Below are 14,232 nucleotides of genomic sequence, written 5' to 3' on the forward strand. Positions count from 1 at the left end.
GCGCATGTTCTCCCGTTTCTTCATCGACCGCCCCATCTTCGCGGCGGTCCTGTCCATCTTCATCATCATCGCCGGGCTGGCTTCCATGCGCGGCCTGCCGATCGCGCAATACCCCGAGATCGCGCCGCCGGTCGTGCAGGTGCAGGCTATCTACCCTGGCGCCAGTGCCCAGGTGCTGGAGCAGACCGTGGCAGCGCCCATCGAAAACGCCATCAACGGCGTCGAGCGCATGCTCTACATGAGCTCGACTTCGGCCGGCAACGGCGTGGTGCAGATCCAGGTGACCTTCGAGATCGGCACCGACGTCAACCAGGCGGCGCTGAACGTCAACAACCGCGTGAAGCAGGCCGAGGCCAAGCTGCCGCAAGAGGTGCGGCGGCAGGGCGTGACGGTGGAGAAGGGCTCGTCGTCGTTCCTGCAGGTGCTGGCTTTCTATTCGCCGGACGGCCGCTACGACGACATCTACACCAGCAACTTCGTCACGCTGAACGTGCTGGACCAATTGAAGCGGGTGCCGGGCACCACCAATGTGCAGATCTTCGGCGCCAAGGACTACGCGATGCGGGTCTGGCTCAAACCGGACCGCCTGGCCCAGCTCAAGCTGACCACGACGGACGTGGTGAACGCCATCAACGAGCAGAACGCGCAGTTCGCGGCCGGCAAGGTGGGGCAGTCGCCCACCTCCAGCCCGCAGGAGCTGGTCTACACCATCACGACCAAGGGCCGTCTCTCGGAAGCGCGCGAGTTCGAAGAGATCATCGTGCGGGCCAACGGCAATGGCGAAGCCGTGCGCCTGCGCGATGTGGCCCGGGTGGAACTGGGCGGCAAGGACTACGACTTCATCGGACGCATCAACGGCAAGCCCGCGACGCTGGTCGGTATCTTCCTGCAGCCCGGCGCTAATGCGCTGGACGTGGCGGGCGAGGTCAAGGACACCATGAAAGGCCTGTCCAAGCGCTTCCCCGACGGCCTGACTTATTCGATCCCCTACGACACCACGCGCTTCGTCGAAGTGTCGATCCGCGAAGTGCTGATCACCCTGAGCGAGGCCATGGTGCTGGTGTTCCTGGTGGTGTTCATCTTCCTGCAGAACTGGCGAGCCACGCTGATCCCGACCATCGCGGTACCGGTTTCGCTGATCGGCACCTTCGCCGGCCTGTTCCTGCTGGGCTACTCGATCAACACGCTCACGCTGTTCGGCATGGTGCTGGCGATCGGCATCGTGGTGGACGACGCGATCGTGGTGCTGGAAAACGTCGAACGCATCATGCACGAGGAGCATGTTCCGGCGCGGGAGGCCGCCATCCAGGCCATGAAGGAAGTGACCAGCCCGATCATCGCCATCGTGCTGGTGCTGTGCGCGGTGTTCGTGCCGATCGCCTTCCTCGGCGGCCTGACCGGCGAGCTGTATCGGCAGTTCGCGATCACGATCTCTATCGCCGTGGTCATCTCGGGCATCGTCGCGCTGACGCTCACGCCCGCGCTGTGCGTGCTGATCCTGAAGCGCGAGCACAAGGGCTCCAACGTCGTGTTCGACAAGTTCAACGGCGGCTTCGCCTGGATATCGCAGCACTACACCGAAGGCGTGGGCTGGATGATCCGCCGCGGCGGCGTGGCCCTCACGCTGTTCGTCGCGATGGTGCTGGTGACCACGGTCCTGTGGCGCAACACGCCCGGCTCCCTGGTGCCCGATGAAGACCAGGGTTTCTACATCGCCGCCGTGATCCTGCCCGATGGTGCCTCGCTGCAGCGCACCGACAAGGTGGTCAACGAAGTGCTGGAAATCATCAAGTCCAATCCCAACAACCTGGACGCGATCTCGTTTGCCGGCTTCGACTTCCTGGGCGGTGGCTTTCGCAACAACGCAGCCACCATCTTCGTCACGCAAAAGCACTGGGATGAACGCAAGGTGCCGGTGCAGGCCCTGGTCGGCGAGCTCTTCATGAAGACCGCCGGCGTCAAGGAAGCGCTGGTGCTGGCCTTCAATCCGCCGCCGATCTTCGGCCTGGGCAACGCCGGCGGCTTCGAGTTCTATATCCAGAACCGCGGCGATGGCGGCTCGGCCAAGCTGTCGGAGGTGACGCAGAAGTTCCAGGCCGCCGTGGCGCAGTCCAAGCAGCTGGCCGGCGTGCAGACCCTGTGGCGCGCGGCGACACCGCAGCTGTACGTGGACGTGGACCGATCGCGCGCCAAGGCGCTGGGCGTGCCGGTGGACGCCGTGTTCGACACCCTCGCTGCCACGCTCGGCTCTCACTACGTGAACGACTTCAACAAGTACGGCCGCACCTGGCAGGTGTTGATGTCAGCCGACCCGTCCTATCGCAACCAGCCCGACGACATCGGCCGCATGTGGGTGCGCTCGGACAAGGGCGAGATGGTGCCGGTATCCGCGATTGCCACCGTGCGCTATTCGGCCGGCCCGGAAACGCTGGATCGTTTCAACAACCTGCCTGCCGTCAAGCTGTTCGGGCAAGGCGCGCCGGGCGTGAGCTCGGGGCAGGCCATTGCCGAGGTGGAACGCATCGCGGCCGAGACCCTGCCGCCCGATTTCAGCTACGACTGGGGCGGCGCGTCGTTCCAGGAGAAGCGCTCCAGCGGCACTTCGGGCCTGGCGCTGGGCCTGGGCGCCGTCATGGTGTTCCTGATCCTCTCGGCGCAGTACGAGAAATGGTCCCTGCCGCTGTCGGTGCTGCTGGCCCTGCCGTTCGGCACCTTCGGCGCATTGGCGGCGGTGTGGTTGCGCGGCATGACCAACGACGTCTATTTCCAGATCGGCTTGGTGACGCTGCTGGGCCTGGCGGCCAAGAACGCCATCCTGATCGTCGAATACGCATCCCTCAAAGCGAGCGAAGGAATGAGCGCGCCGGCCGCGGCGCTGGAGGCGGCCCGCTTGCGTTTCCGGCCCATCGTCATGACGTCGCTGGCCTTCATCCTGGGCGTGCTGCCGCTGGCGGTGTCCACGGGTGCCGGTGCCGGTGCGCGCACCTCGGTGGGCACGGGCGTAATGGGCGGAATGCTGGCCGCCACCTTCCTGGCGATCTTCTTCGTTCCCTGGTTCTTCCGCGTGCTGGTGGATAAGCGGCTGCGCGAACGGCGCAGTGTCGAGGAGCTGCGGCAGGAAGCCCGCGCAGCCCATGAGCAGGCGGCGCGCGAGCAGCCGGCGTAACAGTCTGCGGGGGTGGCGGAAGACTTTCCGCCAAGGCCGGGCTGACACGCTTAGCAACTACTGATGCGCTTGCACGCACCAAAGCTACAAAAGAATGTGGCACTCTCAGGTGAACTTTCCTGTAGAGCTAAATGAACCTCGTAGTCGCCTCCCGCCAAGATAGCCGCCATATGCGTTTCGATGTAGAGGGCCGCTGGCACAACGGCGATGCCCTGAAGCTCGCCTATATGGTGAAGGCCGCCGTCACGCGCCTGCGCCAGGACCATGTGCTGATCGACCTGCGCCGCGTGGCCACCCCGCCCGATGCCGAGGGCAAGTTCCTCATCTGTGACCGGCTTCGCCGTGCCCTCGCCCCCAAGACGCGGGTGGTGCTGGTCGGACCGCCCGAGCTCGTCGACACCGAGTTCGTGCCGGAAGGCTTGGACCAGTGCCCGGACATTGCGTTGTTCGGCGCCGAGGGCGATGCGCTCAACTGGCTGAGCCTGCAATAGGCCCATCTGCAGCACGCAGAAAAAATCCCTCGGGTTTTAGGCCGAGGGATTGAAGGGCCGGGGGAAGAAACTTGAAGAAAACCCGGCCGCATAAGTTGGAGTGTGCGGCATCCAGGGGGTTCTGCCAAGTCATCCATAAATAGCGCTTGTCCTACAAAAACATCTGGTAGCACTCATCACAATTTAGTGACGATGCCTCATCGGTTGGAAGAGAGCCCGACAATTTTCGGGAAGCCGGCGCGCATCGCAAACACCGCTGACGCATAACAGCGACTCGACCGTATACCGCCCGCGTGAATTTGTCACGCGCGGACGGCTCACAAGGGATTTCCTTAACCCTTGTGCTGGCCTCAGCACTTGCTAATCTGTAGGATAGCGCTGACAAGAGGCTCAAGCCCGACGCGACACGCAAAGTAAGCGGCAAGACCAACAAAAATCAGCAGCCGCGGCGGTCCCGCCGGACGAGCTTCCCAGAATTTTTTGAGCAACCTCGCGCTTTCCCGTAAGCGCAGCTAACGCATATTGCGTTCCGAAAGACAGCCCATGTCGGATTTATCGGCGAACTCTCCTCCCCCCAACGAAGCCGCGGCCGCAGCCGAGGGAAGCATCTGGCTCACCGTCAAGAAAGCTGCCGCCCGACTGCAGGACTGGTTCGTCATCCAATCGATTGCCGTCAAGGTCATGGTCGTCGCCGTGGCCGTGCTGATCGCCGCGACGAGCATTTACTCGACGGTCCTCACGAAAAGGCAGGCAGCCGTAGCCGAGCAGGTCAAGCAGATGGCCGCGAGCGAGCCGGCGGCGGCCGTCCCCTGGACATTGAACTCGAAGCTCCCCGTGGTGTTTGGCAGCGGCTCCGTGCTGAGCTTCCTCGATGCCAATCCGGTGGAACGCATCACGGTGATCTACAAGCCGCTCATGTGGAACGTTTCCGATCGCATCGTGCTGATCGAGTCGCAGGGCAAGCAGTACGCCTACTACCCCAGCGACATGGAAACCAAGATCTTCGCCGACAAGGCCGTGCATGCGCCTTGGGGAGGCAAGCTGGGCTTCGTGCCGCGCGCCGACCTGGACCAGAGCAGCCTCCAAGTGCTTGAGCGCCTGGACAACCGTTTCGCCGGCGCCCGCCCGCAATCCGAAAAGGATGGCTGGAAGGCCGGCGTGAGCGGCGTGCTGTCTGCCGCGCTGACTGTGGGCCTGCTGGGCTTCCTGGCGTTCCAGCTCAAGGGCCAGTTCAAGTCGCTCAAGTTCCTCGAGCCGGGACAGGTGCACGGCAGCATCAACGACTTGGTGGGCATGGACGACATCAAGACCGAAGTGGCGCAGATCAAGGACCAGTACCAGCGCCGCGCCGCGTACGCCGAGTACGGCATCAGCAAGCCCTTCAACGTGATGTTCAGCGGCCCCGCCGGCACCGGCAAGACCAAGCTGGCGAGCTACCTGGCCAAGGAGCTGAACCTGCCGATCCTGTTCCATTCGGCGGCCAACCTGGAAACCGGTTTCGTCGCCGGCGGCTCGAACACGCTGTCGCGCATCGTCTCCATGGCCAAGCGGCGCAAGCGCTGCATCGTGTTCCTGGACGAAGCGCAAGACCTGTTCATGAAGCGCGGCGGCCACCGCAAGTTCGACGACGACACACAGAACACGCTGCTGGCAGTGCTGGACGGCGTGCGCACCAAGAGCGAAGCCGAGATCATCTGGATCGTCGCCAGCAACTTCAACAGCGAATCCATGCAAATGGACGAGGCGATGCTGCGTCGCTTCCAGATGAAGGTGGACTTCCGCATGCCTAACAAGGAAGAGCGCCTCGCGATCATCGAGCACTACCTGAGCCAGCGCGCCGAGAAGGTCCTGCCCGACATGGACCTGCGCCACCTGGTCGAACTGACCGAGGGCCGCAGCCCGGCCGACCTGGAAACCATCGTCAACCAGGCCGGCATCACCGCGGTGCAGGCGGGCGGCATGATCGGTGCCGACACGCTGATGCAGGCGGCAGAGCGCGTGATGGTCGGCAACGTCAACGCCAACACCACCAAGGAGCGTGAGCGCGATCGCCGCGTCATCGCCATCCACGAGTGGGGCCACTTCCTGGTGGACTTCGAGTTGGAGCGCAAGCAGGCCGGCGGCGACTGGGAGCGTATCCAGTCCGATATGAAGACCATCAAGATCTCGCTCAAGGCCAATCCGCGCAACAACGCGCTGGGCTTCGTGTTCCACAAGCAGGGTGCGAACCTGCTCAAGACCAAGGGCGACATCGAGCACGACGTGCGCGTGCTGCTGGGCGGCATGGCCAACGAGGAACTGTTCTTCGGCGAGGAAGGCACGACCAACGGCGCGCACAACGACATCACCCGCGTGACCAAGCTGTTGCACCACGCCGTCGGCGAGATGGGCATGTACCGCAAGACGCGCCTGAACTTCGGCGCGCTGTCCAACGACGGGCATGGCCGCAACCTCGACGAGGAAACCCGCAGCATCATGGAAGCCCAGAGCGAGCGCCTGTACGGCGAGACGAAGGCCCTGTTGATGCGCCTGAAGCCCCTGACCGAGCACCTTGCCGGCAAGCTGATGGACAAGGGCGAGATGAGCCTGAAGGAAGCGCTGTTCGAGATCCGCAGCTTCGAAGCGGCATGCTTCGAATTCAGCAGCCGCGCAGGCCTGGCCGGCGTCCGCTAAGCTCAGCGCCGTCCTACACCCGCCAGCCCCGTTTACGCACGGCAAGCCCGTGTGTTCTCCGGCGTCGGCGGCGGTGCGCCCAGCCTAGCCTGGAGGCATGTTTAGGAGGCTGTATGTCCGAAGACAAAGGAAGGCATGGGAACGACGAGCTCCAGGTGAGCCTGGAGCACGAATGGGAGCGGCACAACTGGACCCGATGGCTGCATTGCAGCGAGCAGGAGCTGCGCCACGCCGTTGAATCGGTCGGCTCCGACGCAGACAACGTCCGGCGCTTCCTGCGACAGGCCCGCTAGGGCCCCCCGTTTTACTTCGCTGCCGGCTTGGCAGGAGCGCGCGGCGCGGTGCCGCCGCCGGCGCCCGAGCCCTCGGGCGCGGACGTCACGCCCAGGCGCTTGGCGACGGTCTGCTCCAGCGTGCGAACCTTGGGCTCGATCGTGCCGCGAGTTTCGGCCAGCAGCTTCTCGACCAGGACCTTTTGCATATCGTCGCCCATACGTTGGTATTTGGCGTAAACCGGCGATTCCATGATGGAAACCACCTGCTTGAGCTCCTCTTCAGTGAGCTTTTCTTCCAGCAGCGCGCCGATGGTGGTGGGTGCGAGCTTGATGGCCCGGGTCTGGACCACGGGGACCGCCTCGTCGAGGTATTTCTGAACGTCGCCTTTTATCTCCTTGGCGACGGATTCCTGCTTGTCCTTGGCAACGCGCGCCGGCAACGCGGCGGCAGCATTGTTCAGCAGCTCGGCGGCGGGCTGCTCGACCAGGCCGCGCGCCATGGCTTCGATGCCGGGTTGCTGCAGTTTGAGAATCTTGGCGACCAAGTCTTTCTTGGCAGGGCTGGGCTGGGCCTGCACCGCGACAGCGGCCAGCAGGATCGAAAGGGTGATTAGGGATTTTTTCAACATGAGCCATCTTAAACCGGCGGGCAAGCTCAGCTGTAAGCGGCTGCGTCGTTGAGCGCATCGACCGCCTGCTGCAGGCCGCAGGGTTTCGGAAGCGCCCGCACCCCCGGAAGATCGATTTTCGCGAACGATGGCTTGCTGCTCGCTGAAGCCATAGGCGACGGCTATGGCCGAGCGACGAAGCCCGGCACCAATACTGCGAGGGTGAGCGCGGCTTACTGCCTGCGCGGGTTGTTCGGGTAAGCGTCGCGGCGGTTGGGAACGCCGTCGCCGTCGCGGTCCCGGTCGTAGCGGTTGGCGATACCGTCGCCGTCGCGGTCACGATATCCGCGGCCAGGGCCATGGCTATAGCCACGGCCACCGTAGATGTAGGTCGGTCGTTGATCGATCACGTACGGGACGCTGTTGCCGTAATAGCCGCCATAGCCGCCGTAGCCGTAGTAGGGCGAGCCGCTGCCGTAATAAACCTCAGCCGAACCGTAGGGCACGCCATAGGCTACGCAGCCCGAAAGGCCGGCAACGGCGAGCAAGGCGATGAGCACCTTCATACTGTTCTCCTCTGCGGGCAACGGATGCCCGGATGCTTACATTGGACGAGCCTGGGGTGTCGGGCCTATGTCCATATGTACAGCGGGAGTGTCGAAGGGTTACCAAACGTTCAGCCGCAGCGGCTGGGTTCAACCGCCTTTGTGCGGGCGCTTGCCGGGCTGCTTCTTGTTGCGGGTAGCGGTACCGCGTTCCAGGCTGACCTTCTGGCCACCGCCGTTGCGGCGCACGGCATAGCCTTCGAGGGCTTTGGGGGCCGGGGTGCGCTTGCGATCCGCTTCGGTGACGATCTTGTTTCCCATGGAGTTCTCCAGTTTTAGAAGTCGTTGAGTTTAAGGGGTGCGCCATCACAGGCAGGTCACCACCCCGCCTTGAAGGCTGCATGGTCCTCGCGGCCCCATCAGAATCGGACCCATCTGGTTCAGCCGCTGGCCATCGCTGTCCCAGCAGCCGGCCGGGTCGCAGGTGGTGATCACCGCGGGCCTCGGGATCGTCAATTGCGGCGGGGGCGCCGGAGGAGGCGCGGGCGGCGGCACGCTCGGGGCGGCTATCAACGGCGGGGGAACGACCTGCACCGGTTGTGGGGCGCCTGAACGTTCGCGTTCGCCACTGCTTGGGCCCAGGCAAGCCACGGCCGCCTGCTTGCGGGCCGCCGCCAGCCTTTGGGCGCGGGCCCTCGAATTCGACACGTTGTCGCCCAATGCGGCTTCCAGTTCGGCGCGCGCAGCCATGCACTCGCCCGAACTCAACGGATCGCGTGGCTGGGCCTGCGTCGCCAGCGGTGCTGCCAGAAGCAGCGCGGCAATGACCGGAAGCATCATCAAGTTTGGAGCACTCCGGCGGCTTGCGGTTCTGTCGCGGCTTTGTCCGACACGGCCGCCGCCGGGGCATACCTAACCTCGGGGCAACCGACCTCAGGAACCAGGAACCACCATGGCTTCACGCCGCGATACCAGCCCGACCCGCGCCAAGCAGGGGGATCAGCCGACCTCGTCGGTGCCCGCCCGCAGCGACATCGGCGAAAACAGCGCGAGTGAACTGATCGAGTCGCCACAGAAGCCGCGGCGCGACCCGCTGGATGCCCACGACTTCGGGGACGGCGGCGGAGGTGGCGGCGGCGAAGCGTTCAGCCGTGCAAAGCGCAAGCGCCGCAAATGACTCAGGGCTTGCCTGCGTCCTTGTCCTTGACGAAGCCGGCGGCATTGATGTCCTTGCCGGGTTTGGCCTCGCCCTTGGCTTCGGACGAGCGGCCCTCGCGCTCCTGTTTCCGGTCGGAGCGGTCCCGCTGTGTGCCGTCGGCCCCGACACCCTGGGGCATGCCATCAGGCGCACCCGTCATTTCGGTGTCGTCACCCAGGAAATCGGCATTGGCGGCCTGGGTGCTGAATCGGATAGGCATGTGAACTCTTTCGTGAAAATAGATACCAGCGCGCTTTCGCGCGATCGTGTTCAAGGCCACTATGCGCCGGGCCCATCTTCTCGGCTGTAGGACGGCGCCTCATGCGCTTTTGTCCAGTCCAACTCGCGCGATGATGGGCGCATGAAGATCGCCACATTCAACGTCAACGGCATCAAGACGCGGCTGCCCAATCTGCTGGAGTGGCTGGAGCGCGAGCAGCCCGACGTGGCCTGCCTGCAGGAGTTGAAGGCGCTGGACGGCGTGTTCCCGCACGCTCCGTTGCGCGAGGCCGGCTACCACGCACTGTGGAAGGGCCAGCGATCCTGGAACGGCGTGGCTATCCTGGCGCGCGGCATCGATCCGGTCGAGATTCGCCGCGAGCTGCCGGGAGATCTGCTCGACGACCAGAGCCGCTACCTGGAAGCGGCGGTGGATGGCGTGGTCGTGGCCTGCCTCTACCTGCCCAACGGCAATCCGCAGCCCGGCCCGAAATTCGACTACAAGCTCGCCTGGTTCGAGCGGTTCATCAAGCATGCGGCGGGCCTGTACAAGTCAGGCCATCCGGTGGTGATGGCGGGCGACTACAACGTGGTGCCGACCGATTTCGACATCTACAACCCGCGCTCCTGGCTGAAGGATGCCTTGCTGCAGCCGGAGACCCGCGAGTGCTACCAGCGCCTGCTGAAGCAGGGCTGGATCGATTGCATGCGCCATCTGCACCCCGATGAGGCCGTGTTCACCTTCTGGGATTACTTTCGCAAGCACTGGGACCGCAACGCCGGGCTTCGGATCGACCACCTGTTGCTCAATTCGGTCCTGGCGCCCTGCCTGGTCGAGGCGGGGGTGGACAGGTGGGTGCGCGGGCAGGAGCATGCCAGCGACCATGCGCCGGCTTGGGTGAGGCTGGATCTGTCGAAGCTGGGCAAGAAGCCCAGGGCCAAGGGAGCTGCCCGTGGCGTATGAACTCCACTATTGGCCCACGATCCAGGGCCGCGGCGAATTCGTCCGGCTGGCGCTGGAAGCTGCGGGGGCGCCTTACGTCGATGTGGCGCGAGGCGACGAGGCGGTGGGGCAGGGCATGCCGGCGATGGAACACTACCTCGAAGACATCTCGGTCGCGCGTCCGCCCTTTGCCTGCCCCTTCCTCGTCGATGGCAAGCGGGTGATCGGCCAGTCGGCGGCGATCCTGCTGTACCTCGGGCCGCGGCTGGGCCTGGTGGGCAAGAGCGAAGGCGACCAGTTGTGGACGCACCAGATCCAGCTGACCATCGCCGACGCGGTGACCGAGGCGCATGACATGCATCACCCCATCGGCAGCAGCCTGTACTACGAGGAGCAAAAGCCCGAAGCGGCCAGGCGCGCGCAGGATTTCCGCAAGACCCGCCTGCCGAAGTTCCTGGCCTGGTTCGAGGCGGTACTGGGCCGCAATCCCCGCAACCGCGGACGCGCAATGCCGCATCTGGTGGGCGCGCGCCTCTCGTATGCGGATCTGTCGCTGTTCCAGTGGGTCGAAGGCCTGCACTACGCCTTGCCCAAGGCAACTCGCAAGGCCCTGGGCAAGGCACCACTGGTGCAGGCGCTGCACGCGGGAGTGGCACGGCACAAACGCGTGGCTGCGTACCTGGCGAGCGACCGCCGCGTGCCGTTCAGCGAAGACGATCTCTTCCGCCGGTATCCACAACTCGACGGCTAGTTTCTTTGCCACGGCTTGCACCGTAGGCAATTCCCCTAAGGCACGCGGCCGTTTTGCCTAGGGGTGGCCAGCTCGGCCATGGTTTCATCAGCTCACCCACTCATAACAAGGGGACAGAGATGAATCCGAGCCAGCCCACACAAGAAGTCAAGATTCCGCGCATCCTGGTGGTCGATGACATGCCGGACAACCTGTTCCTGATGAACGGCCTGTTCGAGGACCGCTACCAGGTCATCCAGGCCCCCTCGGGCAAGGACGCCCTGAAGATCGTGATGTCGGACAGCCCGCCCGACATGGTGCTGCTGGACATCATGATGCCGGACATGGATGGCTACGAGGTGCTGCGGCGTATCCGCCAGCACACGCCCACCGCGAACATCCCGGTCATCTTCCTCACCGCCCTGGCCAGCCAACAGGACGAGCGCCTGGGCATGGACCTGGGCGCGGTGGACTACCTCACCAAGCCGGTCGACCCCGAACTGGTGGTGCAGCGGGTCGAGGCGCATGTGCGCGCCACGGCCCACGCCCGCCGGGTCGAGGAACTGTCCGAGAAACTCGCCCGCCACCTGTCGCCCGCCAGTTGGGAACGGCTGTTCTACGGCGCCGAACTCGAGGCCATCCGCTTCGAGCAGAAGCAGCAGACCGTGCTCTACGCCGAGGCGGCCGGAGCGAGCAACCTGAGCGAGCGCGACCGCGACAGCTTCGCCGCCGAGGTCGAATGGCTCGCGACGCGGCATGGCGGCGTGGTGGACCGTTTCGTGGACGGCGCGGCCGTCATCTTCTTCGACGAGCCCGGTCCCTGTGTCAGGATGGCGATGGACCTGCAGCGCAGCGCGAACGAGCTGCACCTGCGAATGGGCATCCACACCGGCATTTGCGATATCGGCACCTTCCGCAGCGACTATGAAGGCCGCTGCACCCTTATTGGGATCGAGACCGGGCTGGCGGCGAAGGTGGCCGCTACAGCTGCTAGCGGCAGCATCGCCGTTTCCCCCGAGACCTATGTGCTGGTCAGGGACGAAATCCAGACCGACACGTCAGGCTGCCTGTTGACGGAGGAATTCCACGACAGCGACCTGGCGCAGATCTGCCTGACGCCCACCCCCCAGAAGGGCGAGCACGTTCTCAGCACCTTCGCAGGCCTGGGCCTCTAGTAGCCGACTGTGAAACGCTGGCGCGGATGCGCCGGCTTTTCGAGTTCATCCACAAATGCCACGGCGTAATCTTCCGCCGAGATCCGGCTTTCGCCTGCCGCGTTGCGAATCAGCTGGTCGCTCCCGAGCCGGTACCGGCCCGTGCGCTCGCCCGGCGCGATCAGGGCACTCGGGCTCAGCATCGTCCAGTCGAGGCCGTCCTCGCCGCGCAGCAGGCGCAAGGCCTGCCGCGCGCCTTCCGCACTGGCCTTGTGCGCGGCCGGAAACTGCGGCGTGTCCAACAACTGCACGCCGGGCGCCACTTCCAGGCTGCCCGCACCACCGACCACCAACAGGCGGCTGACGCCGGCCTGCCGCGTCGCGGCGATGATCGAACGCATCCCTCGCAGGTAGTACGCCTCGGTGTCGGCCTGCGCGTGCCCGCTGAATGCGCTCATTACGGCGTCGTGGCCCTTCAACTGGGCTGCCAACGCATCCGTGTCATTCACGTCCGACTTGACTGGATCGAGGTTGGCCGAAGGCGCGAGCTTGTGCGGCTGCGTCACCAGCGCCCTGACGCGGTGGCCCCGCGAGAGGGCTTCCTTCAGCAGCGCCGATCCGATGAAGCCGGTGGCACCAATCAATGCGATGTTCATGGGGTGTGTCCTTGTGAGGTGGTAACGATGCGTGGACTGTCGCTCTCATTGCTTTATTGATAAACAGCAACAACCACAATTGATTGTTTAGAAATAGAAGACAATCACTTGCATGCCTGATCGCACCCATATCGACCTGAATTCGCTACCGGTGTTCGCCGCGGTGGCGGAGGCCGGGGGCTTCACGGCGGCCGCGGAGAAGCTGGGCATGGCCAAGGCCAAGGTCAGCCTGACGGTGGCGCGGCTGGAGGCGCAACTGGGAACCAGCCTGTTCGCGCGAACCACACGCCGTGTGGTGCTGACTGAAGCGGGCCAGGCCCTGTACGCCGAATGCGTGCCGGCCTTGCGCGGAGTCCAGGAATCGCTGGCACAGGTGGGTAACGCAGGAAATCTCGGCGGCGTACTGCGCATCAGTGCGGCAGTGGACTATGCGGCGCAGTCACTCTCGCCGGCGCTGGCGGCGTTCGCCGCCAGGCATCCCGGCCTGGAAATCGACGTGCGCACCAGCGACCGGGTGGCGGACTTGCTCAAGGAAGGCATCGACCTGGCGATAAGGCTCGGCTGGCTGCGCGACTCCACCCTGCGAGCCACCAAGCTCGGCGACTTCGAGCAGCATGTGCTGGCTGCGCCGGCCTACCTCGAGGCGGCAGGGCCCATCAAGGTGCCGGCCGACCTTGCGCAGCACGCCTGGGTGGCGCTGACCCTGCTGCCCACTCCGCTGACCTGGAAGTTTGCATCGGCGCGGGGCCAGACCCGGACGGTGCGCATGAACGCGCGGCTGCGCACGGACTCTGGCGCCACCTTGCGGGCACTGCTGGAAAACGGCATGGGCATTTCCGTGATGGACAGCCTGAGCAGTGCCCAGGCCGTGCACGACGGCCGTCTGGTGCGGGTTCTGCCGCAGTGGTCGCTGCCCAAAGGCGGCGTCTACGCGGTCTATCCGCCCGGCCGGCACGTGCCGGCCAAAGTGCGGGCCTTCATCGACTTTTACGGCGCCTGGCTCGAGCGCGCCTAGCCGGCAAAGCCGCCCTCGTCCAGGAACCGCTGTTCCTCGGGCGTCGTGGTTCGCCCCAGCATCGCGTTGCGATGCGGGAATCGCCCGTATTTTTGGATGATGTCGCGGTGGATGACGGCCCACCGCAGCGCCTCATCGCCCAGCGCCTGGGCCAGCTGCACGGCCAGATCCTGGTCGGTCAGGTCCTCGGAATGCGAGAGCGGCAGGTAGAAGAAGTTGCGCAACTCCTGGGCTGCCCGCGTGTCGTGGCCGGCTTGGACGGCGAGGCGCGCGATCTCGCGTGCCTTAGGGTCGCTCTCGTACATGCGCTGCGTGCCGCGAAACGCATTGCGGGGAAATTGGTCAAGGAGGATCAGCAGGGCCAGGGCGCCTTCGGCATCCTGCGCCCATGCATCGAGCTCGCCGCGCTGCGCAGCCTCATGCGCACCCAGGAAGCGGGTGCGAAAGTCGTGGTCGAATGCCTCGTCCTTGCGAAACCAGCGGGAAGGGCCGGCATCGCGCCAAAAGGCCAGGACGTCCTCGGGTTGAACCGTCAACAGGAGTGAGGGGGACATCCGGC

General features: G+C 64.9%; 16 protein-coding genes. 9 read left to right on the forward strand and 7 right to left on the reverse strand.

Translation table 11 applies throughout. The features are described 5' to 3' along the window. The first annotated feature begins 4 nt into the window (after positions 1-4). From HNE04_RS00355 to HNE04_RS00370, 4 genes are all read left to right on the forward strand, one after another. Positions 5-3,166 carry an efflux RND transporter permease subunit gene (locus HNE04_RS00355; protein ID WP_172215692.1) on the forward strand — a complete coding sequence of 1,054 codons (3,162 nt, stop codon included), beginning with the start codon at positions 5-7 and terminating at the stop codon, positions 3,164-3,166. Between the two features lie 170 nt (positions 3,167-3,336). Then, positions 3,337-3,657, forward strand: a complete 321-nt coding sequence (locus tag HNE04_RS00360; RefSeq protein WP_172215694.1) for a hypothetical protein — start codon at positions 3,337-3,339, stop codon at positions 3,655-3,657. Positions 3,658-4,200: 543 nt separating this feature from the next. After that, positions 4,201-6,330: an AAA family ATPase gene (locus tag HNE04_RS00365; RefSeq protein ID WP_172215696.1), complete on the forward strand. Its 2,130-nt coding sequence runs from the start codon at positions 4,201-4,203 to the stop codon at positions 6,328-6,330. 113 nt (positions 6,331-6,443) lie between these two features. Next, entirely contained in the window at positions 6,444-6,623 is a 180-nt protein-coding gene (locus HNE04_RS00370; RefSeq protein WP_172215698.1) for a DUF3606 domain-containing protein, read from the forward strand. A gap of 11 nt (positions 6,624-6,634) precedes the next feature. On the opposite strand, the gene HNE04_RS00375 is transcribed toward HNE04_RS00370, so the two are convergent. From HNE04_RS00375 to HNE04_RS00390, 4 genes are all read right to left on the reverse strand, one after another. After that, positions 6,635-7,234: a hypothetical protein gene (locus tag HNE04_RS00375; protein ID WP_172215700.1), complete on the reverse strand. Its 600-nt coding sequence runs from the start codon at positions 7,232-7,234 to the stop codon at positions 6,635-6,637. Positions 7,235-7,446: 212 nt separating this feature from the next. Beyond that, positions 7,447-7,779, reverse strand: coding sequence for a thrombospondin type 3 repeat-containing protein (locus HNE04_RS00380; RefSeq protein ID WP_207717434.1), 333 nt, complete (start codon positions 7,777-7,779; stop codon positions 7,447-7,449). Positions 7,780-7,908: 129 nt separating this feature from the next. Continuing rightward, a complete protein-coding gene (locus tag HNE04_RS00385) occupies positions 7,909-8,079 on the reverse strand; it encodes a hypothetical protein (RefSeq protein WP_172215702.1) in 171 nt (56 codons plus the stop codon). Positions 8,080-8,124: 45 nt separating this feature from the next. After that, entirely contained in the window at positions 8,125-8,601 is a 477-nt protein-coding gene (locus HNE04_RS00390) for a hypothetical protein (RefSeq protein WP_207717388.1), read from the reverse strand. 109 nt (positions 8,602-8,710) lie between these two features. On the opposite strand from HNE04_RS00390, the gene HNE04_RS00395 reads away from it, so the two are divergent. Continuing rightward, positions 8,711-8,935: a hypothetical protein gene (locus HNE04_RS00395; protein WP_172215706.1), complete on the forward strand. Its 225-nt coding sequence runs from the start codon at positions 8,711-8,713 to the stop codon at positions 8,933-8,935. A 1-nt stretch (position 8,936) separates the two neighbouring features. Here HNE04_RS00395 and HNE04_RS00400 read toward each other — a convergent pair whose 3' ends face one another. Further along, positions 8,937-9,176 (reverse strand): hypothetical protein, encoded by a 240-nt coding sequence (locus HNE04_RS00400; RefSeq protein WP_172215708.1) that lies wholly within the window; start codon positions 9,174-9,176, stop codon positions 8,937-8,939. Positions 9,177-9,317: 141 nt separating this feature from the next. Here HNE04_RS00400 and xth point away from each other — a divergent pair, with 141 nt between their 5' ends. The 3 genes from xth to HNE04_RS00415 all read left to right on the forward strand — a co-directional run bounded on the left by xth (position 9,318) and on the right by HNE04_RS00415 (position 12,023). Continuing rightward, positions 9,318-10,139, forward strand: coding sequence for an exodeoxyribonuclease III (gene xth / locus HNE04_RS00405; RefSeq protein WP_172215710.1), 822 nt, complete (start codon positions 9,318-9,320; stop codon positions 10,137-10,139). Beyond that, positions 10,129-10,869 (forward strand): glutathione S-transferase, encoded by a 741-nt coding sequence (locus HNE04_RS00410; RefSeq protein ID WP_172215712.1) that lies wholly within the window; start codon positions 10,129-10,131, stop codon positions 10,867-10,869. Before xth ends, HNE04_RS00410 begins: the two co-directional genes overlap by 11 nt. 119 nt (positions 10,870-10,988) lie before the next feature. After that, entirely contained in the window at positions 10,989-12,023 is a 1,035-nt protein-coding gene (locus HNE04_RS00415) for a response regulator (protein WP_172215714.1), read from the forward strand. Here HNE04_RS00415 and HNE04_RS00420 read toward each other — a convergent pair. After that, positions 12,020-12,658, reverse strand: coding sequence for an NAD(P)-dependent oxidoreductase (locus tag HNE04_RS00420; RefSeq protein WP_172215716.1), 639 nt, complete (start codon positions 12,656-12,658; stop codon positions 12,020-12,022). The two genes, HNE04_RS00415 and HNE04_RS00420, sit on opposite strands and share 4 nt — an antisense overlap. A gap of 112 nt (positions 12,659-12,770) precedes the next feature. Here HNE04_RS00420 and HNE04_RS00425 point away from each other — a divergent pair, with 112 nt between their 5' ends. Beyond that, the gene (locus HNE04_RS00425; RefSeq protein ID WP_172215717.1) at positions 12,771-13,673 is read left to right on the forward strand and encodes a LysR family transcriptional regulator; all 903 of its coding nucleotides are present in this window, start codon (positions 12,771-12,773) and stop codon (positions 13,671-13,673) included. Here the strand turns inward: HNE04_RS00425 and HNE04_RS00430 are convergent. Next, positions 13,670-14,227 (reverse strand): DUF924 family protein, encoded by a 558-nt coding sequence (locus tag HNE04_RS00430; RefSeq protein ID WP_172215718.1) that lies wholly within the window; start codon positions 14,225-14,227, stop codon positions 13,670-13,672. The genes HNE04_RS00425 and HNE04_RS00430 overlap by 4 nt on opposite strands. Between the last annotated feature and the right edge of the window lie 5 nt (positions 14,228-14,232).

The sequence above is a fragment of the Caenimonas soli genome, assembly GCF_013155545.1.
Classification (GTDB): domain Bacteria; phylum Pseudomonadota; class Gammaproteobacteria; order Burkholderiales; family Burkholderiaceae_C; genus Ramlibacter; species Ramlibacter soli.

What these genes read in the sequence shown, in the direction of transcription:
- HNE04_RS00430 (WP_172215718.1), bottom strand. Translation starts at nt 14,227, where the DNA reads ATGTCCCCCTCACTCCTGTTGACGGTTCAACCCGAGGACGTCCTGGCC.
- HNE04_RS00395 (WP_172215706.1), top strand. Translation starts at nt 8,711, where the DNA reads ATGGCTTCACGCCGCGATACCAGCCCGACCCGCGCCAAGCAGGGGGAT.
- HNE04_RS00375 (WP_172215700.1), bottom strand. Translation starts at nt 7,234, where the DNA reads ATGTTGAAAAAATCCCTAATCACCCTTTCGATCCTGCTGGCCGCTGTC.
- HNE04_RS00370 (WP_172215698.1), top strand. Translation starts at nt 6,444, where the DNA reads ATGTCCGAAGACAAAGGAAGGCATGGGAACGACGAGCTCCAGGTGAGC.
- HNE04_RS00415 (WP_172215714.1), top strand. Translation starts at nt 10,989, where the DNA reads ATGAATCCGAGCCAGCCCACACAAGAAGTCAAGATTCCGCGCATCCTG.
- HNE04_RS00425 (WP_172215717.1), top strand. Translation starts at nt 12,771, where the DNA reads ATGCCTGATCGCACCCATATCGACCTGAATTCGCTACCGGTGTTCGCC.
- HNE04_RS00380 (WP_207717434.1), bottom strand. Translation starts at nt 7,779, where the DNA reads ATGAAGGTGCTCATCGCCTTGCTCGCCGTTGCCGGCCTTTCGGGCTGC.
- HNE04_RS00400 (WP_172215708.1), bottom strand. Translation starts at nt 9,176, where the DNA reads ATGCCTATCCGATTCAGCACCCAGGCCGCCAATGCCGATTTCCTGGGT.
- HNE04_RS00355 (WP_172215692.1), top strand. Translation starts at nt 5, where the DNA reads ATGTTCTCCCGTTTCTTCATCGACCGCCCCATCTTCGCGGCGGTCCTG.
- HNE04_RS00360 (WP_172215694.1), top strand. Translation starts at nt 3,337, where the DNA reads ATGCGTTTCGATGTAGAGGGCCGCTGGCACAACGGCGATGCCCTGAAG.
- HNE04_RS00365 (WP_172215696.1), top strand. Translation starts at nt 4,201, where the DNA reads ATGTCGGATTTATCGGCGAACTCTCCTCCCCCCAACGAAGCCGCGGCC.
- HNE04_RS00385 (WP_172215702.1), bottom strand. Translation starts at nt 8,079, where the DNA reads ATGGGAAACAAGATCGTCACCGAAGCGGATCGCAAGCGCACCCCGGCC.
- xth (WP_172215710.1), top strand. Translation starts at nt 9,318, where the DNA reads ATGAAGATCGCCACATTCAACGTCAACGGCATCAAGACGCGGCTGCCC.
- HNE04_RS00420 (WP_172215716.1), bottom strand. Translation starts at nt 12,658, where the DNA reads ATGAACATCGCATTGATTGGTGCCACCGGCTTCATCGGATCGGCGCTG.